This is a genomic window from Photobacterium atrarenae, assembly GCF_024380015.1.
In the GTDB taxonomy this organism is placed as follows: Bacteria; Pseudomonadota; Gammaproteobacteria; order Enterobacterales; family Vibrionaceae; genus Photobacterium; species Photobacterium atrarenae.
Genome location: NZ_CP101509.1, coordinates 1,242,657 through 1,266,747 on the forward strand (window position 1 = coordinate 1,242,657; position 24,091 = coordinate 1,266,747).

At 54.0% G+C, this 24,091-nt stretch carries 26 protein-coding genes; 18 read left to right on the forward strand and 8 right to left on the reverse strand.

All coding sequences use genetic code 11. From position 1 onward, the window contains the following. Positions 1 to 141 precede the first annotated feature (141 nt). The 16 genes from NNL38_RS21620 to NNL38_RS21695 all read left to right on the forward strand — a co-directional run bounded on the left by NNL38_RS21620 (position 142) and on the right by NNL38_RS21695 (position 13,931). A complete protein-coding gene (locus NNL38_RS21620; RefSeq protein WP_255390926.1) occupies positions 142 to 453 on the forward strand; it encodes a phenol hydroxylase subunit in 312 nt (103 codons plus the stop codon). Between the two features lie 19 nt (positions 454 to 472). Next, entirely contained in the window at positions 473 to 1,462 is a 990-nt protein-coding gene (locus tag NNL38_RS21625) for an aromatic/alkene monooxygenase hydroxylase subunit beta (RefSeq protein WP_255390927.1), read from the forward strand. A gap of 11 nt (positions 1,463 to 1,473) precedes the next feature. Next, the gene (locus NNL38_RS21630) at positions 1,474 to 1,743 is read left to right on the forward strand and encodes an MmoB/DmpM family protein (RefSeq protein ID WP_255390928.1); all 270 of its coding nucleotides are present in this window, start codon (positions 1,474 to 1,476) and stop codon (positions 1,741 to 1,743) included. Between the two features lie 14 nt (positions 1,744 to 1,757). Next, the gene (locus tag NNL38_RS21635; RefSeq protein WP_255390929.1) at positions 1,758 to 3,260 is read left to right on the forward strand and encodes an aromatic/alkene/methane monooxygenase hydroxylase/oxygenase subunit alpha; all 1,503 of its coding nucleotides are present in this window, start codon (positions 1,758 to 1,760) and stop codon (positions 3,258 to 3,260) included. Positions 3,261 to 3,326: 66 nt separating this feature from the next. Continuing rightward, positions 3,327 to 3,689 carry a phenol hydroxylase subunit P4 gene (locus tag NNL38_RS21640; protein ID WP_255390930.1) on the forward strand — a complete coding sequence of 121 codons (363 nt, stop codon included), beginning with the start codon at positions 3,327 to 3,329 and terminating at the stop codon, positions 3,687 to 3,689. A gap of 10 nt (positions 3,690 to 3,699) precedes the next feature. Further along, positions 3,700 to 4,761, forward strand: coding sequence for an NADH:ubiquinone reductase (Na(+)-transporting) subunit F (locus NNL38_RS21645; RefSeq protein ID WP_255390931.1), 1,062 nt, complete (start codon positions 3,700 to 3,702; stop codon positions 4,759 to 4,761). Positions 4,762 to 4,775: 14 nt separating this feature from the next. Continuing rightward, entirely contained in the window at positions 4,776 to 5,099 is a 324-nt protein-coding gene (locus NNL38_RS21650) for a 2Fe-2S iron-sulfur cluster-binding protein (RefSeq protein WP_255390932.1), read from the forward strand. A 31-nt stretch (positions 5,100 to 5,130) separates the two neighbouring features. Then, positions 5,131 to 6,054, forward strand: a complete 924-nt coding sequence (locus NNL38_RS21655) for a catechol 2,3-dioxygenase (protein ID WP_255390933.1) — start codon at positions 5,131 to 5,133, stop codon at positions 6,052 to 6,054. 104 nt (positions 6,055 to 6,158) lie between these two features. Next, on the forward strand, positions 6,159 to 7,619 hold the full coding sequence (locus tag NNL38_RS21660) for a 2-hydroxymuconic semialdehyde dehydrogenase (RefSeq protein WP_255390934.1): 1,461 nt from the start codon (positions 6,159 to 6,161) through the stop codon (positions 7,617 to 7,619). A gap of 132 nt (positions 7,620 to 7,751) precedes the next feature. Continuing rightward, positions 7,752 to 8,537, forward strand: a complete 786-nt coding sequence (gene dmpE, locus NNL38_RS21665; protein ID WP_255392308.1) for a 2-oxopent-4-enoate hydratase — start codon at positions 7,752 to 7,754, stop codon at positions 8,535 to 8,537. Positions 8,538 to 8,550: 13 nt separating this feature from the next. Then, positions 8,551 to 9,462 carry an acetaldehyde dehydrogenase (acetylating) gene (locus NNL38_RS21670; RefSeq protein ID WP_255390935.1) on the forward strand — a complete coding sequence of 304 codons (912 nt, stop codon included), beginning with the start codon at positions 8,551 to 8,553 and terminating at the stop codon, positions 9,460 to 9,462. Between the two features lie 15 nt (positions 9,463 to 9,477). Beyond that, entirely contained in the window at positions 9,478 to 10,506 is a 1,029-nt protein-coding gene (gene dmpG / locus NNL38_RS21675) for a 4-hydroxy-2-oxovalerate aldolase (RefSeq protein WP_255390936.1), read from the forward strand. Then, on the forward strand, positions 10,506 to 11,297 hold the full coding sequence (gene dmpH, locus NNL38_RS21680) for a 2-oxo-3-hexenedioate decarboxylase (protein ID WP_255390937.1): 792 nt from the start codon (positions 10,506 to 10,508) through the stop codon (positions 11,295 to 11,297). The genes dmpG and dmpH overlap by 1 nt, the downstream gene beginning before the upstream one ends. Before the next feature lie 29 nt (positions 11,298 to 11,326). Then, positions 11,327 to 11,518: a 2-hydroxymuconate tautomerase gene (thmT, locus tag NNL38_RS21685; protein WP_255390938.1), complete on the forward strand. Its 192-nt coding sequence runs from the start codon at positions 11,327 to 11,329 to the stop codon at positions 11,516 to 11,518. A 453-nt stretch (positions 11,519 to 11,971) separates the two neighbouring features. Next, a complete protein-coding gene (locus NNL38_RS21690; RefSeq protein ID WP_255390939.1) occupies positions 11,972 to 12,511 on the forward strand; it encodes a hypothetical protein in 540 nt (179 codons plus the stop codon). 379 nt (positions 12,512 to 12,890) lie between these two features. Next, complete coding sequence (locus NNL38_RS21695) at positions 12,891 to 13,931, forward strand: OmpA family protein (RefSeq protein ID WP_255390940.1); 1,041 nt, start codon at positions 12,891 to 12,893, stop codon at positions 13,929 to 13,931. 89 nt (positions 13,932 to 14,020) lie between these two features. Here NNL38_RS21695 and NNL38_RS21700 read toward each other — a convergent pair whose 3' ends face one another. Together NNL38_RS21700 and NNL38_RS21705 are read right to left on the reverse strand one after the other, a co-directional pair. Beyond that, a complete protein-coding gene (locus tag NNL38_RS21700; RefSeq protein ID WP_255390941.1) occupies positions 14,021 to 14,983 on the reverse strand; it encodes a LysR family transcriptional regulator in 963 nt (320 codons plus the stop codon). 98 nt (positions 14,984 to 15,081) lie between these two features. Next, complete coding sequence (locus NNL38_RS21705) at positions 15,082 to 16,665, reverse strand: acyl CoA:acetate/3-ketoacid CoA transferase (protein WP_255390942.1); 1,584 nt, start codon at positions 16,663 to 16,665, stop codon at positions 15,082 to 15,084. 318 nt (positions 16,666 to 16,983) lie between these two features. On the opposite strand from NNL38_RS21705, the gene NNL38_RS21710 reads away from it, so the two are divergent. Continuing rightward, positions 16,984 to 18,339: a GntP family permease gene (locus NNL38_RS21710; RefSeq protein ID WP_255390943.1), complete on the forward strand. Its 1,356-nt coding sequence runs from the start codon at positions 16,984 to 16,986 to the stop codon at positions 18,337 to 18,339. Between the two features lie 107 nt (positions 18,340 to 18,446). Here the strand turns inward: NNL38_RS21710 and NNL38_RS21715 are convergent, their stop codons facing one another. Then, on the reverse strand, positions 18,447 to 18,812 hold the full coding sequence (locus NNL38_RS21715; RefSeq protein ID WP_255390944.1) for a hypothetical protein: 366 nt from the start codon (positions 18,810 to 18,812) through the stop codon (positions 18,447 to 18,449). A 182-nt stretch (positions 18,813 to 18,994) separates the two neighbouring features. On the opposite strand from NNL38_RS21715, the gene NNL38_RS21720 reads away from it, so the two are divergent. Further along, the gene (locus NNL38_RS21720; RefSeq protein ID WP_255390945.1) at positions 18,995 to 19,759 is read left to right on the forward strand and encodes a DUF4344 domain-containing metallopeptidase; all 765 of its coding nucleotides are present in this window, start codon (positions 18,995 to 18,997) and stop codon (positions 19,757 to 19,759) included. Positions 19,760 to 19,898: 139 nt separating this feature from the next. Here the strand turns inward: NNL38_RS21720 and NNL38_RS21725 are convergent, their stop codons facing one another. The 5 genes from NNL38_RS21725 to agaW all read right to left on the reverse strand — a co-directional run bounded on the left by NNL38_RS21725 (position 19,899) and on the right by agaW (position 24,090). Further along, entirely contained in the window at positions 19,899 to 20,753 is an 855-nt protein-coding gene (locus tag NNL38_RS21725; RefSeq protein WP_255390946.1) for a tagatose bisphosphate family class II aldolase, read from the reverse strand. Beyond that, the gene (nagA, locus tag NNL38_RS21730) at positions 20,744 to 21,937 is read right to left on the reverse strand and encodes an N-acetylglucosamine-6-phosphate deacetylase (RefSeq protein ID WP_255390947.1); all 1,194 of its coding nucleotides are present in this window, start codon (positions 21,935 to 21,937) and stop codon (positions 20,744 to 20,746) included. Before nagA ends, NNL38_RS21725 begins: the two co-directional genes overlap by 10 nt. Then, positions 21,927 to 22,367 carry a PTS galactosamine/N-acetylgalactosamine transporter subunit IIA gene (gene agaF, locus NNL38_RS21735; protein WP_255390948.1) on the reverse strand — a complete coding sequence of 147 codons (441 nt, stop codon included), beginning with the start codon at positions 22,365 to 22,367 and terminating at the stop codon, positions 21,927 to 21,929. The genes nagA and agaF overlap by 11 nt, the downstream gene beginning before the upstream one ends. Positions 22,368 to 22,439: 72 nt before the next feature. After that, on the reverse strand, positions 22,440 to 23,324 hold the full coding sequence (agaE, locus tag NNL38_RS21740; RefSeq protein ID WP_255390949.1) for a PTS N-acetylgalactosamine transporter subunit IID: 885 nt from the start codon (positions 23,322 to 23,324) through the stop codon (positions 22,440 to 22,442). Continuing rightward, on the reverse strand, positions 23,314 to 24,090 hold the full coding sequence (gene agaW, locus NNL38_RS21745) for a PTS N-acetylgalactosamine transporter subunit IIC (protein WP_255390950.1): 777 nt from the start codon (positions 24,088 to 24,090) through the stop codon (positions 23,314 to 23,316). Before agaW ends, agaE begins: the two co-directional genes overlap by 11 nt. Between the last annotated feature and the right edge of the window lies 1 nt (position 24,091).

Below are 24,091 nucleotides of genomic sequence, written 5' to 3' on the forward strand. Positions count from 1 at the left end.
TTTGTTCAGAAACAGTTGCTTATATCTGTTTCTCCCTTTTTTAGTATTTGTGGGTTTTGATGTGGCATACCCGTTGCAATAGGGGGGATACCCGTGCATTAGGGGATTAGCCTGAATCAGCAAAACTAACAGGGAGGCAACATGGAAGCGTTGACGGCAAGGGCGGATGAACAACATCGCTCAGGGTTCGAGCAACTCACCAAGTATGTGAGAGTTCGAAGTCCTGACGATGCTCGATTTGTTGAATTCGACTTCGCGATTGGTGAACCAGGCCTGTTCGTTGAACTGATCATGCCCAAAGCAGCCTTTGAGCAATTTTGTCAGGTAAACAAAGTGACACATATGACCGACGAACAGATGGCCGCCGTCGACGCTGAAATGGATAAGTGGCGTTACGGTGAAAATACGCTGATGTCGAAAAATCATAACCATGTGTCTGAACAGCAATCATGAATCAGCTGGGAATTGTTTGATGAGTATTGAAATTAAAACCGCAACACTCGATCCGGTCCGAAATACTTACGCGCATACGGAACGTCGCTTTGGTGATAAGCCTGCGACCCGTTATCAGGAGGCCAGTTACGATATTCAATCGGAAAAGTATTTCCATTATCGCCCGCTTTGGCAGCCGGACATGGAATTAAACGACCCGCGTCGTACCGCAATTGTGATGGAAGACTGGTATGCGTTTCGGGATCCCCGCCAGTATTACTACGGCGCTTATGTTCAGCAGCGATCCAAAATGCAGGATGCGGCAGAAAGCAATTACGCATTTTTTGAAAAGCGCAATCTCGCGGACCAACTGAGCGACGATATCAAAGCCAAAGTGATTCGTTTTCTGGTGCCGGTTCGCCATCTTGAACATACCGCGAACCTGAACAACTTATATGGCACTTCTCTCGGCTACGGTACCGTCCTGACCCAAGCCTTGCTGTTTAACGGGATGGATCGGCTGGGTATTGCCCAGTATTTGTCTCGCATTGCCCTGCTTTTGGATCACAACAGCAGTGGGGCGTTAACAGAGGCGAAATCCTACTGGATGGACGATCCCGCCTGGCAAGGAATGCGGGCGTTGTGCGAAGAAACCACGGTGACAAAAGACTGGTTTGAAGTGTTCGTGGCCCAGGACATCGTGATGGATTGTCTGGTGTACGACCTGGTGTTCAATCAGTTTGATCAGTGGCTGGTGGACCATGGCGCGCAGGATATTGGCATGCTGACGGAGTTCATGCGCACCTGGCATGCGGACAATAGCCGCTGGGCCGATGCGGTGCTCAAAACTGCCGCTGCTGAATCCGCAGAGAATCTGTCCTTGCTGGAAGCTTGGATCTCTATGTGGAAAGCAAAGGCGATCGCTGCATTAGCGCCGGTGGCGAAAGATATGCTGGATGATGCTGAGGCAATCGACAAAGCCGTGGCTGTTCTGGATAAGCGTCTCGCGAAAGCTGGGCTGTTCAAGTAAGGGGAAAAGGAATGTCCAAGGTTTATATCGCACTGCAAGATAATGATGAATCTCGCTATATCGTTGAAGCCATTGAAGAAGATAACCCGGATGTCACCGTGATACACATGCCGGCCATGATCCGCGTTGAAAACAACGGTCGGCTGGTGGTTCGCCGGGAATCGGTTGAAGAGAAGATGGGCCGTGCGTGGGATGTGCAGGAGTTGCATCTCAACCTGATCACCCTGGGTGGCAACGTTGAAGAAGACGACGATGAACTCTCTTTACACTGGAACGAGTAAAAAGGTATCTCATTATGGCTGCGAAAAAGCTCAATATTAAAGATAAGTACCGCCTGCTGACCCGTGATCTCGACTGGGAATATTCTTACCAGGATCGCCAAGCGGCGTTTCCCTACGAAGAGTTCGAAGGGATCAAAATCACCGACTGGTCCAAGTGGGAAGACCCGTTCCGCTTAACCATGGATGCCTACTGGAAATATCAGGCGGAGAAAGAAAAGAAACTCTACGCCATCTTTGACGCCTTTGCCCAGAACAATGGCCATCTGAATGTGTCGGATCCGCGATATGTGAACGCGATTAAGCTGTTTCTCTCGGCCGTGACGCCGCTTGAGTATCAAGCCTATCAGGGATTTGCTCACACCGGCCGTCAGTTTGGTGGCGTAGGGGCGCGGATTGCCTGCCAGATGCAGTCGATCGATGAGCTGCGTCATGTCCAGACTCAGATCCATGCCATGAGTCACTTCAATAAGTTCTTTGACGGTTTTCAGGACTTCAGCCACATGCACGATCGGGTGTGGTATCTCTCCGTGCCGAAGTCATTTTTCAATGACGCCCGCGCGGCTGGGCCCTTTGAGTTCATGATCGCCATCGGATTCTCGTTTGAATATGTCCTGACCAATCTGCTGTTCGTTCCCTTCATGTCGGGAGCAGCGCACAACGGCGATATGGCGACCGTGACCTTCGGCTTTTCAGCCCAGTCGGATGAAGCCCGCCATATGACCCTGGGTCTGGAAATCATCAAATTCCTGCTGGAACAGCATGAAGACAATGTGCCGATCGTCCAGAAATGGATCGACAAGTGGTTCTGGCGCGGGGCGCGCTTACTGAGCGTCGTGTCGATGATGATGGACTATATGTTGCCGAACAAGGTGATGTCGTGGAAAGAGGCGTGGGAAGTCTATTTCGAGGAAGCGGGCGGCGCCCTGTTTAAAGATCTGGCGCGCTACGGGATCCGGATGCCGAAATACGCCGATGTGATCGAAAAAGAGAAAGAGCACCTGTCCCACCAGACCTGGTGGACCTTCTACACCCATGGTCAGGCGACCGGATTCCACACCTGGATCCCGAGCGACGAAGAGCTGGACTGGTTATCTGAAAAATACCCGGAAACCTTTGATAAGTACTACCGTCCTCGCTGGGAGCTGGCGAAAGAGATGGAAGCCAAAGGTGAGCGCTTCTACACCAAGGCGTTGCCGCAACTGTGCACCATTTGTCAGGTTCCGATGCTGTTTACCGACATGGATAACCCAACCCAAACGGTTTACCGCAGCAGTCAGTATGAAGGGGAGCGTTACCACTTCTGTTCCGATGGCTGTAAAGACATTTTCGATGACGAGCCGGAGAAATATGTGCAGTCCTGGCTGCCGGTCCATCAGATCTTCCAGGGCAACTGCGGTGGTCCCGACCTGACGGGCGTTCTGGGTGAGTTCTACAAGATGAATCTGGGTGCGGACAATCTGGATATGAAAGGCTCACCGGATGAGCAGCGTTGGAATCAATGGAAAGGCAAAGCCTGAGTTGAAACGGATGACAAACAGGCGGGCGGTGGCATCGGCCATTGCCCCCAGATGTGAGGAATAACCATGCCCGTTAAAGCAATCACGCCGGACTATCAAGGCGAAAAACTCGATAAGTTTGAAAACTTTCATGGCAATCAGGTCGTTTACGTCGGTTGGGATCACCACCTGATGTTTTGTGCGCCCTTTGCGTATCCGGTGTCGCCCGAGATGCCGTTTCAGACCCTGCTCACTGAAGTGATGCCGGAGGCATTTGGCCTGCATCCGGAGTTTCAGGATATCGACTGGGAAAGCGTCCAATGGAAACTGGATGAAGCCGATTTCATTCCCCAGCCGCAGGTTGCCTTAGCTGCTCAGGGGATCGGCCATAAATCGGTGTTGCGCTTTCACACACCGGGTCTGAATGGCTATCAGGGCGCGGGTGTTTAAGGAGGTCAGGATGACATATGAAGTGACGGTTGAGCCAACGGGCGATGTCATTGAAGTTGAAGAGGGGCAGACGATTCTGGACGCTGCCCAACGGCAGGGGGTCTGGTTGCCTTTTGCCTGCGGCCACGGCACCTGCGGTACGTGCAAGATCACGGTCACCGAAGGAGATGTCGATGTCGGAGAGGCGTCTTCGTTCGCGCTGATGGATATTGAGCGAGACGAAGGCGTGGTTCTGGCCTGCTGCGCCATCCCGGAGTCGGATCTCACCATTGAAGCGGATGTGGATGTCGACCCGGATTTCCTCGGCCATCCTGTTCAGGATTATCAAGGTGTGGTCACTGACATTCGCGACCTGTCGCCGACCATTAAGGGGCTGGTCCTGCAATTGGATGATGACATTGCCTTTCAGGCCGGTCAGTACGTCAACCTGCATATTCCCGGGGTCGAAGGGACCCGCGCGTTCTCCATCGCGAGCAAGCCATCTGAGCATCGTGCGCTGGAGCTGCATGTCCGTCTGGTGCCCGGTGGGGCGGCGACCTCCTACATCCATGAGCAACTGGCTGTCGGGGATACCCTGAAGGTCTCTGGTCCTTATGGCCAGTTCTTTACCCGAAAATCGGATCCCAGAGATGTCATTTTCATCGCTGGTGGCTCGGGGCTGTCCAGCCCGCAGTCGATGATCCTGGACCTGCTGGAGGCCGGCGATCCACGCCAGATTTACCTGTTTCAGGGTGCGCGCAATGTCTCTGAACTCTATCGCCGGGAATTGTTTGAGGAGCTGGCACAGCAACATGCCAATTTCTTCTATATCCCGGCTTTGAACGAGCCTGAAGACAGCGATGGCTGGCAGGGCTTTCAAGGCTTTGTGCACGAAGCAGCGCAGGACTATTTCGACAATAAATTCAATGGTTATAAGGCCTATTTGTGTGGTCCGCCGCCCATGATTGATGCCGCAGTAACGGCCCTCATCCAGGGCCGGTTGTTCGAGCGCGATATCCATATGGAACGCTTTGTCACGGCCGCCGATGGTGCGAATGAGCAAACACGTTCGGCGCTGTTCAAACGCATTTAACCGGGGAGGCACCCATGGCAACAGAGGTATCGGACCCTGACGTGACGACATACCGCATTTCGGTGGTGAACCGAAACCAGCAATACAGCTGCCGCCCGGATGACACGCTTCTGGCGGGCATGGAGTTGAAAGGTGCCCGGTGCATTCACGTCGGGTGTCGGAGCGGCGGATGCGGGATGTGCAAAATCCGGATTCTTGCCGGTGAATTTGAAAGTAAGCGCATGAGTCGTTTGCACGTCACGGAAGCTGAAGCGCAACAAGGATTTGCCCTGTCATGCCGGGTGTTGCCGCGCGGCGATATGGTCATCGAGTCGGATCATTTTAAACCGATTCAATAACGTGAAATCAGCAAATAACAAGGATAGTACGATGAAAAAAGGTGTTATTCGCCCGGGGCATGTCCAGCTCCGTGTATTAGACATGAATGAAGCATTGAATCACTACCGCGATCTGCTGGGTCTGATTGAGGTTGAAACGGACAGCCAGGGCCGGGTGTACCTGAAGGGCTGGACTGAAGTCGATAAATTCTCCGTGGTGCTGCGCGAAGCTGACGCACCGGGCATGGACTTCATGGGCTTTAAGGTGATGAGTAACGCGGTGCTGGATCAGTTGCAACAAGCGCTGGTGGAATACGGCTGCCAGGTGGAAGAGATTCCGGCCGGTGAGCTGAATGGCTGTGGGCGCCGGGTGCGCTTTGAAGCACCGACCGGGCATTTATTTGAGCTGTATGCCGAGAAAGAAAACACCGGCAAATGGGGCGTGTCGCAGGTGAATCCGGAAGCCTGGCCTCAGGATCTGAAAGGCATGAAAGCCAAGCGGTTTGATCATTGCCTGCTGTATGGCCCGAATATCGAAGGAACCTGTGCACTGTTTCAGGAGGTTCTGGGATTTGATTTGGCAGAGCAAGTGGTGGATCCCGATGGCAAGAAAGCCGGTGCTTTTATTACCGCCAGCATGAAGGCTCATGATGTGGCGTTTATCGAATGTCCGGACAAGGGCAAATTCCACCATGCTTCTTTCTTCCTCGAAACCTGGGAAGAGGTGTTGCGCGCTGCGGATCTGATCTCCATGACCAATACTTCACTGGATATCGGGCCGACCCGTCATGGTCTGACGCACGGCAAAACCATCTATTTCTTCGATCCTTCCGGGAACCGCACCGAAGTGTTCTGCGGCGGTGATTACCACTACCCGGATCACGAGCCGGTCACCTGGACGACCGAGCAACTGGGCAAGGCGATTTTCTACCACGATCGTCAGCTGAACGAACGGTTCCTGACCGCACTCACCTGATTCAATGATTGACTGACTTTCAGTGCTGGCCAGAGCCAGCACAGGGAGAGTCATGCCTGCTGAACAGGGTATGGCGGCTCATGCCCTTAAACAGAGAGAACGAAATGAAAGAGTTTAAGAACTTTATTAACGGTGAATTTGTCACCACGGCGAGCGGTAAACAGTTTGAAAACCGCAATCCCGTGGATAACAGCCTGATCGGTCTGGTGCACGAAGCCGGTGAACCGGAAGTGGCTGCGGCTGTGGCTGCGGCCAAGGCCGCGATGAAGGGGCCGTGGGGCAAGATGTCACAGGCAGAGCGGATCAAATTGTTAGACCGGGTTGCCGCCCGGATCAATGAGCGATTTGACGAGTTTCTGGATGCGGAGTGTAAAGATACCGGCAAACCCCGCTCGATTGCCTCGCATATCGATATTCCCCGTGGCGCGGCCAATTTCAAAGCCTTCTCGGAAACGCTGGCCAACCATCCGACCGAAGCGTTCAAGCTCGATACGCCGGACGGCCAAGGGGCGCTGAACTATGGCCATCGCCAACCCAAAGGGGTGATCGCCGTCATTTGTCCCTGGAACCTCCCGCTGCTGCTGATGACCTGGAAAGTCGGTCCGGCGCTCGCTTGCGGCAATACCGTGGTGGTCAAGCCATCGGAAGAAACACCGGCAACGGCAACTTTGCTGGGTGAAGTCATGAACGAGTGTGGTGTACCAGCAGGCGTGTACAACGTGGTCCATGGCTTCGGGCCGGACTCTGCGGGGGCATTTCTGACCACCCATCCGGATATCGATGCCATCACCTTTACCGGTGAAACCCGCACCGGTGAGGTGATTATGCGAGCCGCTTCGGTGGGTTTGCGCAATATCTCACTTGAATGCGGTGGCAAGAACCCGGGCATCGTCTTTGCCGATTGCGATCTAGACAAAGCCATTGAAGGCACCATGCGTTCGGCTTTTGTGAACTGTGGTCAGGTTTGTCTGGGAACCGAGCGGGTCTATGTCGAACGCCCGATTTTCAATGAATTTGTCCAGCGCCTGAAAGCAGGCGTCGAACAATTGAAGCTGGGGCGTCCGGAAGATGCTGGAGTCGATTTCGGGCCTTTGGTCAGTCAAGAGCACAAAGAGAAAGTGCTCTCTTACTACAGCCTGGCGGTCGAAGAAGGGGCCAATGTGGTGATCGGTGGCGGCGTGCCGGAGATGGGACCGGAACTCAACGAGGGTGCCTGGGTCGAGCCGACTATCTGGACCGGGCTGGCTGACGATGCCCGTGTGGTCACTGAGGAGATTTTCGGCCCGTGCTGCCATATCCGTCCGTTTGATACCGAAGAAGAAGTGATCGCACTGGCGAATAACACCAAGTATGGCCTGTCGGCGACGGTGTGGACCGAGAATACGTCCCGTGCCTGCCGGGTTGCAGAGTCATTGGAGGTGGGCATTGCCTGGGTTAACAGCTGGTTCCTGCGCGACCTGCGTACCGCTTTCGGCGGAGCCAAAGAGTCCGGTATCGGGCGTGAAGGCGGGGTGCATGGGCTGGAATTTTATACCGAACTGAAAAATGTCTGCATCAAGCTGTGAGCACTCACTTATTCCGTAGATGCCCTGATGGCGTGGCTACGGAATGGGGATGAAATTCAGCGTTTTTCAGCACGCCCGGCGATAAAGCGTTTGTCGCGGGTGTGCTGTGACTAAAGGAAGAGCGAAACAATGATGAATCAGGAACAAATTATTCAGTGTGGCGACGAGTTATATGAAGCGTTAACCCAACGCCACACGTTGCGCCCGCTGACCGAGCGTTTTGACGGGATCACGATTGAAGATGCCTATCACATTTCCCTGCGGATGGTGGAGCGCCGTGTCGCGGCAGGGGAAACCGTCATCGGCAAGAAAATCGGTGTGACCTCCAAGGCCGTTCAGAACATGTTGAATGTGTACCAGCCTGACTTCGGCTATTTAACGGACAAGATGGCCTATAGCCAAGGTCAGGAAATGCCGATCAGCGAGCAGCTGATCCAGCCGAAAGCCGAAGGTGAAATAGCCTTCATCCTGAAAAAAGATCTGATGGGTCCCGGCGTGACGAATGCTGATGTGCTGGCAGCCACCGATTGCGTGATCCCGTGCTTTGAGGTGGTGGATTCGCGGATCGAAAACTGGCAAATCAAAATTCAGGACACCATTGCTGATAACGCCTCCTGTGGCCTGTTTATTCTGGGCGATAAGGCCGTTGACCCGCGCAAAGTTGACCTGATGACCTGCGGCATGGTGGTCGAGAAAAACGGCTCGGTCATTTCAACCGGGGCAGGCGCTGCGGCGTTGGGGAGTCCGGTCAATTGTGTGGCTTGGCTTGCCAATACGCTGGGGACGTTCGGGATCCCGCTCAAAGCCGGTGAAGTGATTTTGTCCGGTTCTCTGGTGCCGCTGGAGCCTGTGCAAGCAGGCGATTTCATGAGTGTCAGCATCGGTGGTATTGGCTCGGCATCGGTCCGTTTTGTGTAGAAGGTGATGAACAATGAGCAAAAAGCTGAAAGCAGCGATTATCGGACCGGGTAATATCGGGACCGACTTGTTAATGAAGATGCTGCGCTCTGAATGGGTTGAGCCGGTCTGGATGGTCGGGATTGACCCGGAATCGGATGGGCTCAAACGTGCGCAGGAGATGGGGATCAAAACCACGGCTGAAGGTGTGGATGGCCTGCTTCCGCATGTCATTGCCGATGATATTCGCATCGCCTTTGATGCAACGTCTGCCTACGTTCATGCGGAAAATAGCCGTAAGTTGAATGAACTGGGCGTGATTATGGTCGACTTAACGCCCGCGGCAATCGGACCGTACTGTATTCCACCGGTAAATCTGGTTCAGCATGCCAAAGAGCTGGAGATGAACGTCAACATGGTGACCTGCGGCGGGCAGGCAACGATCCCGATGGTCGCTGCGGTATCTCAGGTTCAGGCGGTGGAATATGGTGAAATCATTGCGACCGTATCTTCCCGCTCTGTCGGGCCCGGCACCCGTAAAAACATTGATGAGTTTACCCGAACTACGGCCAATGCGGTGGAGAAGGTCGGCGGTGCCGAGATCGGCAAGGCCATCATTATCATTAACCCGGCTGAGCCGCCGTTGATGATGCGTGACACTGTTCACTGCCTGACCAAGGAAGCGCCGAATCAGGAAGCGATTACGGCGTCCGTTCACCAGATGGTGAAAGAAGTACAGAAATATGTGCCGGGCTATCGTCTGGTCAATGGCCCGGTGTTTGACGGCAACCGTGTCTCTGTGTTCCTTGAAGTGGAAGGCTTGGGCGACTATCTGCCGAAGTATTCCGGCAACCTGGACATTATGACCGCGGCTGGTTTGCGGACGGCGGAGATGTTTGCCGAAGAAGCGTACAACGATGCAATTTCGTTACCGAATCGCGCTTAAGTTGAGGAATCAAGAATGAATTTGGAAGGGAAAAAAGTCGTTCTCCACGACATGAGTCTGCGTGACGGGATGCACGCCAAACGCCATCAGATCTCGCTTGAACAGATGGTTGATATTGCGACCGGGCTCGATGACGCCGGGGTGCCGCTGATTGAAGTCACGCACGGTGACGGGCTGGGAGGCGCGTCGGTGAATTACGGTTTTCCGGCACATTCGGATGAAGCCTACCTTGATGCGGTCGTGCCGAAAATGAAACATGCCAAAGTATCGGCACTGTTGTTGCCGGGCATTGGCACGGTGGATCACTTGCGGATGGCGAAGGATTTGGGCGTGAGCACAATTCGTGTGGCGACCCACTGTACAGAAGCCGATGTCAGTGAGCAGCATATTGGTCTGGCCGCCAAGCTGGGGATGGATACCGTGGGATTCCTGATGATGGCGCATATGGCCTCACCGGAGAAAATTCTGGAACAGGCGAAACTGATGGAATCGTATGGTGCGAATTGTATCTATTGCACCGACTCGGCGGGTTACATGTTGCCGGAGGAAGTCAGCCAGAAAATTGGCTTGCTGCGCGCAGAGCTGAACCCGGGGACCGAAATCGGTTTTCACGGTCATCACAATATGGGGATGGCCATAGCTAACTCTCTTGCTGCCGTTGAAGCCGGTGCCCTGCGAATCGATGGTTCCGTTGCGGGCCTCGGCGCAGGTGCGGGTAATACACCGCTGGAAGTATTTGTGGCTGTACTGGAGCGGATGCATGCCGTTCACGGTGTCGATCTCTACAAGATCATGGATGTGGCCGAAGATCGGGTGGTGCCGATGATGGAGCAACCGATTCGGGTCGATCGTGATGCGCTGACGTTGGGTTATGCCGGCGTTTACAGCTCATTTTTGTTGTTCGCCAAGCGTGCGGAGGCCAAGTACGGCATCGCAGCCCGTGACCTGCTGGTTGAACTGGGTCGTCGCGGTACGGTCGGCGGACAGGAAGACATGATTGAAGATTTGGCATTAACCCTGGCGAAAGAAAAAGGATTGATCTGATGGGAAATCTAACACAGCAACAAATCAGTGAACTGGCAAACCATCTGGAAAATGCCGAATTGGGCGCCTACGAGGTGACCAAGATCACCAACGATTTTCCGGACATGACTTACGACGACGCATTCGATATCCAGTGGGAGATCCGTCGCCGAAAAGAGCAACGGGGCCATAAGATTGTCGGCATGAAAATGGGGCTGACCTCCTGGGCGAAGATGTCCCAGATGGGCGTCGAACACCCTTGTTACGGATTTCTGGCGGACTACTTTGCCATTCCGGAAGGTGGGGAGATTCAGCATGATCAGCTCATTCATCCCAAAATTGAAGCTGAACTGGCCTTTGTCACCAAAGCGCCGCTGAAAGGGCCGGGAGTCCATATCGGTGATGTACTGCGGGCGACGGATTTTGTTATGCCTGCGGTGGAGGTGATTGACTCCCGGTATCAGGATTTCAAATTCGACCTGAAAAGCGTCATTGCCGATAACTCTTCCTCTTCGCGGTTTGTCACCGGTGGCCGGATGGCAGATCCAGCAGAGTTGGACCTCAAAACGCTGGGGGTGGTCATGGAAGTGAACGGCGAAGTTGTCGAAGTGGGCGCCGGGGCGGCGGTCCTGGGACATCCGGCCGCGTCGGTGGCAATGCTGGCAAATATGCTGGGTGAACGAGGCGAGGAACTGCCGGCGGGCTCATTCATTATGATTGGGGCGATCACTGCGGCGGTCCACGTGAACAAAGGGGATGCTTTCTGTGTGCATTACCAGGGGTTAGGTTCGATTTCAGGCAAGTTCGTCTAATTTCGCAAGCGTTGATAAGGATTAACAGAGTGCCAATTGTACAGGTCAATATGATGGAAGGGCGCACGGATGCGCAGAAAGAGAAGCTGATCCGCAATGTCACGACGGCCGTTATGGAATCGTTAGATGCGCCTGAACAGAGCGTGCGGGTCTTGATCAATGAAATGCCGAAAATTCATTTCGGCATTGGCGGTCAATCGGCTCAGAAACTCGGACGTTAGTTCACCGAGTCACCGTAGTCAAATGTGAAATAAGAAGGGCATGGCCGGCCGTTGGTCATGCCCTTCTATTGTCGTCGCTCATGATGTATCCGAATTTGTAGTCGCAACATTTCTCATGAAGGGGGGAGGATGTCTACTGATGCGGTATAGGCTCGCGAGCGCGTCTTGTTGTGAACACACTTATCCCCTGATTTTGTGAATATCTTCGCTCAGGCCTTGGTTTTCGGGTCGGTATAACTTTGAGTTATTCTACAATCAAAAATTCTAACGCAGTTATCGAGCATTTTAACCAGCTAGGATGACCCCTTATTTACTGCGATTGGTATGAAAAAGCAGTTGCTGGCGTAATACTGTGTAATTTCTCTTTTAGACCACTTTGTTACATTGACTGCGTATGAGTTGTTGTGAGCGACAGCTCTTCATCAGTTTCATTTCAATGAATAGGGACGTTTCATGATGGCAAACAACATTGTCGGTCTATCCACTCTGGCTTATAAGTCCAGCCCGGTTTATCAGTTTCAACGAACTTTGGCTTATACACTGGGCCAGTCAGCGAATGTGATGGTTTCGAAGCTAGATGATCAAAATTCAGTTGAGGTGATTGCAGCCACTTCTGACTTGGCTAAAGCGATTTCCCAGGTGATCAAGTTGGATCAACAATTAGGCGATATCAACTTGAAAGTTATGGTAAAAGATCTGGATGGTAATACCTATGAACCAGACCAAGGTAATTTGGGAACTGAATTGTTTGTAGAACTTGCCCGGCTTGCATTGATTAATAACCCATTGATTCAGAGTGTGGTGCCGGTTCATGAATTTTCAGGTAAAAAAGTGCCGGGTGTCGCTGTACTCCCGACGACGATTCAGTTCTGGAATGATAATCTTGAAAATCCATCATTATTTACGACCTTGCTGGCTTCGGATGGCTTTGAGCTTGTCTTGCGTGAAGAATTTAAAGTGTATAACCAGGGTAAAGATATCGGCAATCTGTAAATTCCTTGCCTGAACGGTTATGGTTGGACAATGGCGGCCCGCATTAAGCACCTATTTTGTTGAATTAACGCCGCGTCTGCGGCGTTGATTGATCACGATTTCAGAAAGACGGATTACTCCGTATTTTACTTCCTGATTCCCTCCTTGCATTAAGATGACCTGATTAAATACATCTTGGAATTCAGTCCTTTACCCTGAGAATTTCAGGGACAATTTGCAATAAAATAACGTTTTATTGTCATTCGTCTGACAAATAAGATAAAGGCGATGGTTATCTTGTACGTGCTCACGGACAGTTTCATTCAGCGGAAGAAGACCGTTTAAAGCATGTATAAAAATCAGTGGCATGCTCGATAATCACAGCATAGGATGAAGAACAATGACAAGACTAGCAGCGGTAATTTCAGCCACTTTACTGATGGCCTCAACAGCACACGCAGATGTTTATGTCGGTGGTAAAGCCGGTAAATCCTGGTTAGAGGATGCCTGTCAGGCAGGCACATCGTGCGATAAAGACGATACCACCTATGGTGTGTTTGGGGGTTACAACCTGTCTGACAACCTGGCGATCGAAGCGGGTTACGACAACCTGGGTGATTACAAGAGCACCACGTTTAACGACCATGTGGAAGCGATCACCCTGGCCCCGAAGTTGAGCTTGCCTTTGACGAACGATCTAGCGCTATACGGCAAATTGGGTGGTGCATACGTCAAGTACGGCAGCCAGGATGATTTTTCGTATCTGGGCGCAGCCGGTGTTGAATACAGCATGAGCCAGAATGTGACGCTGCGTGCTGAATACCAGAATATTACCGACGCCAGCAATGATCTGGTCCGTGCGACGGGTCACTCTGCGACCTTGGGTCTGGCTTATACGTTCGGTGGCAACAGCAAGCCAGTGGTGAAGACTGAGCCCGTGGTTTATGAGGAGCCTGTAGCTTATGAAACCCCAGCTCCAGAACCTGAGCCGATTGTTCGGGAAGAATCTGCACCGATAGCACCTGTCATGCCGGTTGAGACGGAAGAAGTCGTTGAGCCTGAGATCGTCACCAAAACCTATGAAACACAAACCCTCGGCACTGGCAGCTTTGCTCTGAACAGTACCGAGTTGACGCAGGAAAGTGCTGCAAAGCTTGATAAGCTGGTGGCGTTTTTGAATGAGTACCCGCAGGCCAAAGTGGAAGTCGTCGGTTACACGGATGCTTCTGGTGCGGCATCGTACAACCAGAAAATTTCTGAAAAACGTGCCGGTTCGGTTGCCGAAGCGTTGATCAATAAAGGAATTAAGGCGACACGTATCGAGGCGCGTGGTGAAGGTGAGAACAACCCAATCGCTTCTAACGAAACACGTGAAGGTCGCCAGCAAAACCGCCGGGTAGAAATCACGGTACCGGCGTTTGATTACCAGGTTCAAGCATAATTAAGCCTGGCTGTTCGAATGATGATATGAGAAGCCTCCCGAATGGGAGGCTTTTTTATACGATGAGGTTTAAATCAAGATGGTTTTTATTAAGCCCAGCTGCCCCGCTGGCGCTGGCTGACGATCTCTTGCGTTCGTCGTAACAGATAATCCTTGAACGCCTGGCAACGGGTCGGCATCGGGTGTCGGGGGCGGAAGTAGAGGTTGATATCGAATTGGCTGGCGACAAAATCGGTGAGCAGTACTTTGAGTCGACCGTCGGCCAGCGCCTCGCGCACCACAGATTGAGGCAGGTAGGCCACACCAGCCCCACGAATCGCCATATCCCGCAAGATTTCGCTGTTGTCGCACTCCAGAGCATCACTGATGGTGACAGCGCGGTTGACCCCGTCGAGACAGAAGTACCAGCGATTGCCGCCGACCAAGGAGCTGGCGTAGAGGCAGCGGTGCTCGCGCAGGGCTTCCGGCTCGGTCGGAATGCCGCATCGGGCCAGATAACTGGGCGCAGCGCAGGCGAACAGGGGCTCGCTCAGCAGCTGGCGGCGGATCAGCAGGCTGTCCTTTTCCTCGGTTTCCCGATTGGTGGCTTTGGCGCGAATGATGAAATCGACATGGAGCGGATCGACTTCTCCGGCTTCAATGAACAGCCGGAAGTTGACCTGGGGATGCATTTCCATATATTCGGTGATGATTTCGCGCAGGAAGTAGGCGGCAAATAATGGGGTTGAGGAGATGCTGATCACCCCGCGTTGTTCGTCGGCCATGCTTTCCACTTCGGCGCAAATCGTATCGATTTCCGGTAACAATGACGAAAATCGCCGATAGAGCACTTCCCCGGCGTCGGTCGGCACCAGCTGGCGGGTACTGCGTTTGATCAGCTCCACGGCCATCATGTTTTCCAGTTCCTTCACCCAGCGGCTGGCGGCTGCGGCGGAGATTCCCCAGGCTTCAGCAGCTTCCCGAAAGGAACCATGCTGGAGCACCGAGCAGAAGAAGACGATTTTATCGAGTTGTTGCTGGCGGGGATGGTTCCCGGCGGATGGCAGTGACATCACAATTCCTTGTCGTCCTTTCCTGAGGCTGTTTTCAGACTATGATGCCCGTCAGGAGAAGATTCACCAACCGACTCGCCGGAGTCTTGCAACTGGCCTCACACTCCGCTGCTAGTCTTACCGTGCGAAGGCGCGAACACCGGGGCGAAGATGCACGCGGGCATTGGTTTGAGATCCGGGTCAATCAAGGGGTGAAAGGCCATCTGGGCCAGAATGTCCCGCTCCAGATCAATGCCGGGCGCAATTTCTTCCAGCACCAACCCCTGAGCATCCAGACGGAACACCGCCCGCTCGGTGATGTATCGGACGGGTTGCCCGGTAGCAATGGCTCTAGCGGCAGAAAAGGTAATTTGCTCGGCCCGGCTGACAAATTTTTGCAGTCGGCCTTCCCGGCATATCTCAAGTTGGCCGTCTTTCACCGCAATGTCCAGTCCATCGGCGGTAAACGTGCCGCAGAAATACAGCGATTTGGCATGCTGGCTGATATTGATGAAGCCGCCACAGCCGGGCAGTCGGGTTCCGAAGCGGGAGACATTGATATCGCCACTGCGGCCGCACTGCGCCAGGCCGAGAAAGGCCTGATCAATGCCACCGCCGTCGTAAAAGTCAAACATCTGATCCTGAGTAATAATGGCTTCGGGGTGGCAACTGGCCCCGAAATCCAGCCCGCTGGCCGGTAAGCCGCCGATAGCCCCGGGCTCCACCGTCAGCGTCAGGCTGTCCAGAATCCCGGTTTGTCCGGCAATGGTCGCGATATACTCCGGGACCCCGATGCCCAGATTCAGCACCGCGCCCGGGGTCAGCTCCAGCACCGCTCGTCGGGCGATCAGAGTCTTGGCGTCCAGCCGGGATTGGGGGGGCTTCTGCCGGGGCTGGGGAGCCGAAGCGGGGCGGCTGGTGACAAAATCCGGGTTGAATGGCGTCGCGAACGTTTGCATGTGTTCGGAAAGATCGTCGCAGATCACCACCGCATCGACAAAGATCCCGGGAATTTTAATCTCGTGGGGCGAGAGGCTTCCGGCGGGAACGACCCGCTTGACCTGGACGATGATCTTGCCGCCCTGATTTCGTGCCGCCTGAGCCGCAGCGAGGCTTTCGACCACCAGGCATTCTTCTTCCATGGTGATGTTGCCGTCTGTATCGGCGGTCGTTCCCCGTAATATGGCCACATCCACCGGCAGTCGGCGATAGAGCAGGTATTCCTCACCGTCCAGCTCAAGGACCTGAACCAGATCTTCCCGGGTCATAGTATTGATTTTGCCGCCTTCCAGGCGCGGGTCGACGAAGGTCCCCAGGCCGGTGGCGGTCAGAGTGCCCGGTTTACCGGCTGCCGTATCCCGCAGCAGATGGGAGATCACGCCTTGCGGTAGGTTATACGCCTCAATTTCATTGGCCAGCGCCATGTGTTGCAGGGCCGGAACCAGGCCCCAGTGTCCGCCGATCACCCGTTTGACCATGCCGGGTTGTGCCAAGTGGTTGGCTGCGCGGCCTGTGCCGTCTCCCTGCCCGGCGGCAAAAATCAGCGTCAGATCCTGCGGGCCGGATTCTCGCGCAAAGCGCTGGCCGAGGGCGCGGATCACCGATTCCGGGACAACCGAGCCGATAAAACCGCCCAGCATCAGGGATTGACCGTCCTGGATCCAGGCTGCAGCTTCCTCTGCGGTAAGTTGGGTGACTGGCATGACATTTTCCTTGATCGTGTGTTGATGTCCGAAAGTGTATGAAGCCAGCTGGGCTGGTTGAATATCATGGATGAAATTGTCTTTTTCATATTTGCCATTCGAGGATGGGTAATTTCATGTAACCAATTGAAATTAAAGTATTTGATTGGTCATTGTTTCGTCATGAATCCTTCATTTAAGCCACCGGAATATGAGCCGGGTCTCATTTTGTCGGGGGTGCCGTAGATCGCGGCAAAGAGCGGTGTTTTCATTCGCCGCGATGCGGTCTAGCATGTTAACAACCTGTTACATTGACTGCTTCAATCGGAGAAACTGAATATGGATGTTGCCGTTATACTCCTGACCCTCATTGGCCTGATGTATTTTGCCTATCGTGGGGTCTCCGTCCTGGTGCTGGCGCCGATCCTGGCGATGGCCGCTGCATTGCTGACCAGTGACTTTCCCTTTCTGTATGCGTTGTCGAACGTATTCATGCCTGCCGCCGCCAACTACATCAAACTGTACTTTCCGGTGTTCATTGCCGGGGCAATTTTCGGCAAGCTGATGGGCGCGTCGGGGGCCGCCCGCACGTTGTCGGCCTTTATTATCCGCAACCTGGGACCACGGCACGCCATTTTGTCGGTGGTGCTGGCGACGGCTTTGTTGACCTACGGCGGGGTGTCGCTGTTTGTGGTGGTCTTTGCCATGTATCCGATTGGGGCGGAGACGTTCCGCGCAGCAGGGATCCCGAAACGTCTGCTACCGGCGGCTATCACTCTGGGTGCCTTTACGTTCACCATGACTGCGTTGCCGGGAACGCCGCAGTATCTCAATACTATGCCGACCATCCCGTTCGGCACCACCATTTATGCCGCGCCGCTCCTTGGGTTGCTGGCAGCGGTCATGATGCTGTCACTGGGGATTTTGTGGATTAAATATCGCGCGCAAAAAGCGATGGCCGCAGGTGAAGGGTACGGTGAGGAGAAAGAGCAGCTTCAGAATGAATCGGCAGATACGCCGGCCCCGGGCGTGATGATGGCTTTGGCGCCAATCCTGCTGGTGTTTGTCATCAATTTCCTGCTGACCAACGTGTATTTCAAAATGCCGGACGTAGTTGCCGAATATCAGGCTGTTGAGGCTAGCATTAACGGTACCTGGGCGGTGATCCTGGCGTTGGGCACTGCGATTGCTTTTATGCTGGTGGCATTTCGTCGTTATCTGTTTGATCCGAACCAGCATGTGTTCGACGGTTCGGTCGGCTCGCTGTTACCGATTTTCAATACCGCCTCAGAAGTGGGCTATGGTGCGGTGATCACGGCGCTGTCTGCCTTTGTGGTGGTGAAAGCCGGGATCGCGGCGATTGATATTCCGGACCTGTTTAAAGTGGCGATCACCTCGACGAGTCTCGCTGGGATCATCGGCTCCTCGTCCGGTGGCACAGGTATGGTTCTGGCGCTGTTGGGCAATGATTTTCTCAGCACGGGCATCAACCCGGAAGTTTTGCACCGGGTGGTTTTGCTGGCCGCTGGTGGGCTCGATACCCTGCCGCATTGCGGTGCGGTGATCACCTTGCTGGCGGTGTGTAAACTGACGCACCGCCAAAGCTACGGCGACATTGCGGTAGTCACCATGGCCATTCCACTATTGGCGGCGTTTACCGTGATTGTGGTGCATCTGTCGACAGGGTTGGTTTGAAGCCACAGAGCTAAGCCACAGAGCTAAGCCACAGCGCTAAAGCTGCGAATGAAAACGCCCCGGCACTCAGCGGGGCGTTGTTTTTTATTATGTGCAAGTGGCGGCTGTTATTCAGTCCGGCAGGGCTGGAGATAAATGGTATCGCCTGGAAAGTAGCCATCCTGACTGGGGTGGCGGGCATGCAGGCGACACAAATCCTGATGAATGCTGATTGCTTTGACCTGAAAGGACTCCTTGTGCCACTGGTCGTCCTGCCGGACCTCAATCGTGAGTTGTTGCCCGGTGCTGACGGCCTGGGTTGACAAGCGGATATCATAGGCGTGACTGAAGGCAAGCAGCCAGTAATCTTCAATGCTCACCAGCCGACCTTCTTCGGGGGTGATAACGCTTTGGGTAAAATGCAGTTGCGGTGCTGCCTGGACCGGAATACTCAGGAGCAGGGTGAGCAGCAGAATCGGGAACATCGCTTTCATGGTGTCGGCTCTGAACATGATTTAAATGACTATAGCGTCTGGCGGCAAGGTGCGTTTCTCAGGAACGAAAACCACCTGCAAGGCGCGCAGGGATCACCGTTGCGACTTCTTTTGGGGCGGCGTTATTGTCAGGATTTATTTCAAGTGGCATGCTGCCGTTTTTATATTTAAAGGGAATCAAAATGAAGGTCTTTGGGTCGCTGCTCCTCGCGGGCTTGCTCAGTGGAGGCGCGCTCGCGGCGCAACCGTCCATTGTGGTGGAATACCAGACGCCGCAAGGCAAAAATGAAACGCAGATCAGGCAGCTGATTGAGCAAAGTGAGGTGAATGACACCCTGGTGGCATTGTCAAAATCGTACTTTGTCTTTGATCAGACGCTGACCGTCAACTACGGCGGCGAGGATGGACCGATGTACGATCCCGAAGTGCATATGGTGTCTATCCCGTACGGCTTCGTGTCAGAAGCCATCCGGTATTTCCGGGACAATGAGGATCAGCAAACATCAGGTAATACGCCCACATTGAGCGCGATGGATACGCTACTGCATACCTTGCTGCATGAAGCGGGCCATGCATACATTGTCGATCAGAATATTCCGGTGCTGGGCAAGGAAGAAGACGCGGTTGATAACTTCGCCACCCTGATGATGATTCGCTATGTCGAGGGTGGCGATGAGGCGGCAATCAGCGCGGCTAATATGTTCGCGTACGAGTCGAACGATCGGCCTGATTATTACGATTTCGGTGAGTATATTGATGAGCATAGCTTTGATTTGCAGCGCTACTTTTCCACCCTGTGTCTGGTGTATGGCAGTGATCCGAAGCAACACGCCAAATTGTTAGATGAAGTTGAAAAAGATTACCTCGCCGAACGCAAAGAGTTCTGTATCGAGAATTATCAGCAATTGGATCAAAACTGGCATGTGTATCTGACCGAACAGCCGTGAGCGGGATTCATCTCGGAAGCTAAGCTGTCATGGAGATAGGCGATCAATGTTGTACTGAAAAGCCGTTGCTGAGCAACGGCTTTTTGATTGTTTACCGCGTAGGTGTCAGGGTGCGAAGGTCTGTGTTTTCCACGGTTATTTATATTTTTCCTTCACTACCGCACATCCGGATTTTATCAATCACCACCTGCTTCATCGCTTGTTTCCCCGGGACGATATATTTGCGCGGATCGTTGGCTTCAGGGTGCTCGGCAAAGTAGTGTTTGACGGCATCGGCAAAGGCAATTTTCAGCTCGGTGCCGACATTGACTTTACATGCTCCCAGGGTGATACAGCGCTGAACCATTTCTTCTGGGATCCCGGAAGCGCCGTGTAGCACCAACGGAATATCGACCACTTCACGAATTTGCGCCATTCGGTCGAAATCCAGCTTTGGTTCAGACTTGTACAAACCATGGGCTGTGCCAATCGCTACGGCTAGCGAGTCAATTCCGGTACGGCGAACAAATTCTGCCGCTGAAGCCGGATCGGTTAACAGGGCGTCGGCACTGTCGACTATCAGATCATCTTCCTGACCGCCAAGACGGCCCAGTTCGGCTTCCACACTGGCATCAAAGCGGTTACTGTGCTGGACCACGTGGCGGACGATATCGATGTTTTGCTCGAAGGAATAATGGGAGCCGTCGATCATGACAGAGCGGACACCGCGTTCGACTTTGGTTTTGATATCGGAAATATCTTCATGGTGATCCAGGTGGAGGACGAGCGGGATGGTATGTTTTTGTGCCGCTTCCTTACAGATGCTGATCAGGTAGTCGGTGCCGGCGTAATCGAATGTGCCCGGAGTCCCGGCCAGAATCACCGGCGAGCCGAGTTCTGAGGCCGTTTCGACCACTACCTGCACGGTTTCCAGATTATGAATATTAAAAGCAGGGACTGCGTAGCCGCCTTGTTGCGCTCGTTTGAGCATTTCACGAGAAGAGATCAGATACATATTGCCTCCTGGCGATGAGAGTGGCTAGCGTCAAATACAAGGTTGCCGTTAACCCAGGTTTTGAAAATGGTGTGATTCGGATTCAAGGCGACCATGGAGGCTTGTTTCCCAGGCTCCAGGGTACCGTATTGGTTGTTGATGCTGAGGGATTTCGCTGGGGTCAGCGAGGCCCGTAGCCAGGCTTGCTCGAGCGGGAGCTTGAGCCAGGTCGAGAGATTGAGTACCGCCTGGAGCAAGGTCAGGGTACTGCCCGCCAGCCCACCGGTATCGGTGGTTGCCACGCCGTCGGTGACATTAACCAGGTACTCACCTAGCTGATACTGGCCGTCCGGCATGTGTGTGGCTCGCATGGCGTCAGTGATCAAGATCAGGCGATCGCCGCAGCAACGATGAGCAATATCAATCGCGGTCGGGTGGACATGGTGACCATCAGCAATCATCTCAACATAACTGTTCGGGTGGCAAAGCCCGGCGCCCACCACGCCCGGGTCGCGATGGTGCAGGCCGCGCATCCCGTTGTAACAATGGACGATCCCGTCCGCCCCGGCGTCGAGGGCTTCCTGTACTTGATCAAAGCTGGCATCAGAATGCCCCAACATGACTTTGATGCCCTGCTTCTTCAGGTATTTGATGGCTTTGATGGCTCCGGATTTTTCCGGTGCCAGGGCGACCGTGGTTAACTGGTGATCCGCATAGGAGTCCCAGCTGTCGAGCTCTGCCAAATCCAGTTCTCGGAACCATTCGGTCGGGTGTGCTCCACGATTTTTGGGCGTAAAGTAGGGGCCTTCAAGGTAGGCGCCGAGCAATTCTGCACCGTCGACCCCGCGCTGTCTGCTCTTGCCGATTTGTTGCAGTGCGTCCTGAATGGCCTGTACCGGCGCCGTAACCGTGGTTGCGACAAAACCGGTCACACCCTGAGTGGCGAAGAATTCGGACATGGTGTTCAGGCTGTCATGGGTAGCGTCCATGACGTCACACCCAACTGCGCCATGGACGTGGCTGTCAATCAGGCCGGGAAGTAGCCAGCGCTCGCCCAGATCAATGATTACAGAATGCTGTTTGGGTTGATAGGGCGTAATCGCGGTAATCGTTCCGTTTGGATCAACGCTGAGAACGCCGTCGGTGAGCCATTGATCACTAACCAGAATCCGTGCCGCCCGGTAATGTCGTATCTCAGATCCCATCTTCGGTGGTTTCCTGTGTCTGTGGGGGTTGGCTTCTTAGTTCATCTGCCAGGGAGGTCATGCCGCGATGGCCACACGTTAATGCCTGTTCACGGAATTCAACTAAGGTCAGCTCATCGCGCTCCAGCAGCATTTCTGCAGCCATTTGCAGGTTGGTGCCAGTGATGACTTCAACATCGGCTCGCTCCTGGCTGATGAGAGAGGCGGTTCGAAATGGTGTTCCGCCCAGAAGATCGGTTAGAAACACAATTCCGTCACCGGAGTCAATGTCTTTCATCGCGGTACGCATAGTCTGGTTCAGTTCTGCGGTGGTCCGCTCTGCGGGAAAGTCGATGGCTCTGAACTGTGACTGCTCACCAATGATCTGCAAAACGGCCTGCTCAATGCCGGATGCAAAGGCGCCGTGCCCGGAAAGAATAACTGCAATCATAAAAATGTCCTTGGAGGGCCCGGCTGGGCCCTGATTGATGATATTGTTTTACCTTGTGCTGTCAGCGCGTGATCACAGGATGCCGAGCATTCGGCCGGCAATCCCGACGACCACAGTGATCCCGATGAGGCGGAGCGGGCTCCAGCCGCGCTTCACCAGGGCGTACATCGCCAGGGTATACACCAGAGGTAAAAATGCCGGCATCAACTTGTCGATCACATCGGCCTGGAGCTTGACCACAGCATCACCGGCAGTGATCTCTGCGGTGGTCGACAGGCGAACATAGGTGGCGACCAGAGCGCCAATAACCGTCATCCCGACCATTGAGGCGGCATGACCGACTTTCTGGGTGTTGGCCTTGATCATCGGAATGGCGGCAACTCCCATTCGGTAGGCGTAATGGGCCAGGCCGAAACGAAGGCCGAAGTGGACCAGGTTGAACATCACGAAGAAGAATATGGCCCCCATGATGGAGCCTTGCAGCGCAAGGTCTGCGCCAATTCCGCCGCAGATGGGGAGCAGGGTCAGCCAGAACATCGCATCCCCGATCCCGCCCATTGGGGCGCCGACGGCAATCTTGGTGCTCTGGATACTGCTGATGTTCTGCTTGGAACGTTCCATAGCCAGGATGATCCCCATCACGAATGTCACCAGGAAGGGATGGGTATTGAAAAATCCCATATGGCCTTGCATGGCTTTTGAAAGATCCGCTTTGTTGGTGTGGATCTTCTTTAGCGCCGGCAGCAAACCGTACAACCAGCCGGATGCCTGCATCCGCTCGAAGTTAAACGAAGCCTGCAACAGTAGGGAGCGCCACGCCATGCGGTTGATGTCCGCTTTGGTCAGCTCGGCACCAATGGTTTTGTTTTCATATTCATCCGAAGCGGTGCCCGGGGTGGGCTGTACGTCGGTCTGAGTTGGACGTACGTTAAGTTCGTTGCTGATATTAGATGCCATCTTCGTAGTCCTCTGCTGGGGCGGCAACCGGTGCCGGTTCTGATTTGCGCATAAAGTCGATAATGGCCATGGCGGTCGCGGCGCTGGCGATAGCCAGGATCGGTAGTTCGAGCCAGGCTGCGGCGACAAAACCTAAGATGAAGTAAGGGATGTAGGCGTTTTTCATCATGATTTTCATCAGCACGGCAAAGCCAATGGCCGGCATGATGCCGCCGGCGACGCCCAGGCCGTCGATGAGATCTTTCGGTAGGATTTCAACCATTTTTCCTGCGTGCTCAGCACCAAGAAAGATGGGCAGGAAAGCGCACAGAAAGTAGAAGGTCCCGAGCACGGCGAGTGCCAGGTAGTTGACCCGTTCAATGCCGTCCGTATCGGCATTCTGGGCATACTCATCACACTTGGACATCACTGCCGACATCGCGGAAAACAGCAGGGTGATCCCCATTTGAACGGCCACTGCGAAAGGAACGGCAACCCCGACGGCAACATTCGGTTCGACCTGCGTTGTAATGGCGAATGTGGTGCCGACAATGGTGCCGATGATGACGTTCGGCGGCTGGGCGCCGGCCAGCGGTGCCAGGCCCATCCAGATCAGCTCGAGGGTCCCGCCGACCAGAATCCCGGTTTGCAAATCACCGAGGATCAACCCGACCAACGGGCCCAGGACCACAGGCCGGTGAAAGTGGGTGAGGCCGTTGAACAGGTCCAATCCGGCGAAGAACGCCAGGATACCAAGCATGGCCGCCTGTAAGAATCCTATTTCCATA

What these genes read in the sequence shown, in the direction of transcription:
- NNL38_RS21620 (WP_255390926.1), top strand. Translation starts at nt 142, where the DNA reads ATGGAAGCGTTGACGGCAAGGGCGGATGAACAACATCGCTCAGGGTTC.
- NNL38_RS21625 (WP_255390927.1), top strand. Translation starts at nt 473, where the DNA reads ATGAGTATTGAAATTAAAACCGCAACACTCGATCCGGTCCGAAATACT.
- NNL38_RS21630 (WP_255390928.1), top strand. Translation starts at nt 1,474, where the DNA reads ATGTCCAAGGTTTATATCGCACTGCAAGATAATGATGAATCTCGCTAT.
- NNL38_RS21635 (WP_255390929.1), top strand. Translation starts at nt 1,758, where the DNA reads ATGGCTGCGAAAAAGCTCAATATTAAAGATAAGTACCGCCTGCTGACC.
- NNL38_RS21640 (WP_255390930.1), top strand. Translation starts at nt 3,327, where the DNA reads ATGCCCGTTAAAGCAATCACGCCGGACTATCAAGGCGAAAAACTCGAT.
- NNL38_RS21645 (WP_255390931.1), top strand. Translation starts at nt 3,700, where the DNA reads ATGACATATGAAGTGACGGTTGAGCCAACGGGCGATGTCATTGAAGTT.
- NNL38_RS21650 (WP_255390932.1), top strand. Translation starts at nt 4,776, where the DNA reads ATGGCAACAGAGGTATCGGACCCTGACGTGACGACATACCGCATTTCG.
- NNL38_RS21655 (WP_255390933.1), top strand. Translation starts at nt 5,131, where the DNA reads ATGAAAAAAGGTGTTATTCGCCCGGGGCATGTCCAGCTCCGTGTATTA.
- NNL38_RS21660 (WP_255390934.1), top strand. Translation starts at nt 6,159, where the DNA reads ATGAAAGAGTTTAAGAACTTTATTAACGGTGAATTTGTCACCACGGCG.
- dmpE (WP_255392308.1), top strand. Translation starts at nt 7,752, where the DNA reads ATGAATCAGGAACAAATTATTCAGTGTGGCGACGAGTTATATGAAGCG.
- NNL38_RS21670 (WP_255390935.1), top strand. Translation starts at nt 8,551, where the DNA reads ATGAGCAAAAAGCTGAAAGCAGCGATTATCGGACCGGGTAATATCGGG.
- dmpG (WP_255390936.1), top strand. Translation starts at nt 9,478, where the DNA reads ATGAATTTGGAAGGGAAAAAAGTCGTTCTCCACGACATGAGTCTGCGT.
- dmpH (WP_255390937.1), top strand. Translation starts at nt 10,506, where the DNA reads ATGGGAAATCTAACACAGCAACAAATCAGTGAACTGGCAAACCATCTG.
- NNL38_RS21690 (WP_255390939.1), top strand. Translation starts at nt 11,972, where the DNA reads ATGATGGCAAACAACATTGTCGGTCTATCCACTCTGGCTTATAAGTCC.
- NNL38_RS21695 (WP_255390940.1), top strand. Translation starts at nt 12,891, where the DNA reads ATGACAAGACTAGCAGCGGTAATTTCAGCCACTTTACTGATGGCCTCA.
- NNL38_RS21700 (WP_255390941.1), bottom strand. Translation starts at nt 14,983, where the DNA reads ATGTCACTGCCATCCGCCGGGAACCATCCCCGCCAGCAACAACTCGAT.
- NNL38_RS21705 (WP_255390942.1), bottom strand. Translation starts at nt 16,665, where the DNA reads ATGCCAGTCACCCAACTTACCGCAGAGGAAGCTGCAGCCTGGATCCAG.
- NNL38_RS21710 (WP_255390943.1), top strand. Translation starts at nt 16,984, where the DNA reads ATGGATGTTGCCGTTATACTCCTGACCCTCATTGGCCTGATGTATTTT.
- NNL38_RS21715 (WP_255390944.1), bottom strand. Translation starts at nt 18,812, where the DNA reads ATGAAAGCGATGTTCCCGATTCTGCTGCTCACCCTGCTCCTGAGTATT.
- NNL38_RS21720 (WP_255390945.1), top strand. Translation starts at nt 18,995, where the DNA reads ATGAAGGTCTTTGGGTCGCTGCTCCTCGCGGGCTTGCTCAGTGGAGGC.
- NNL38_RS21725 (WP_255390946.1), bottom strand. Translation starts at nt 20,753, where the DNA reads ATGTATCTGATCTCTTCTCGTGAAATGCTCAAACGAGCGCAACAAGGC.
- nagA (WP_255390947.1), bottom strand. Translation starts at nt 21,937, where the DNA reads ATGGGATCTGAGATACGACATTACCGGGCGGCACGGATTCTGGTTAGT.
- agaF (WP_255390948.1), bottom strand. Translation starts at nt 22,367, where the DNA reads ATGATTGCAGTTATTCTTTCCGGGCACGGCGCCTTTGCATCCGGCATT.
- agaE (WP_255390949.1), bottom strand. Translation starts at nt 23,324, where the DNA reads ATGGCATCTAATATCAGCAACGAACTTAACGTACGTCCAACTCAGACC.
- agaW (WP_255390950.1), bottom strand. Translation starts at nt 24,090, where the DNA reads ATGGAAATAGGATTCTTACAGGCGGCCATGCTTGGTATCCTGGCGTTC.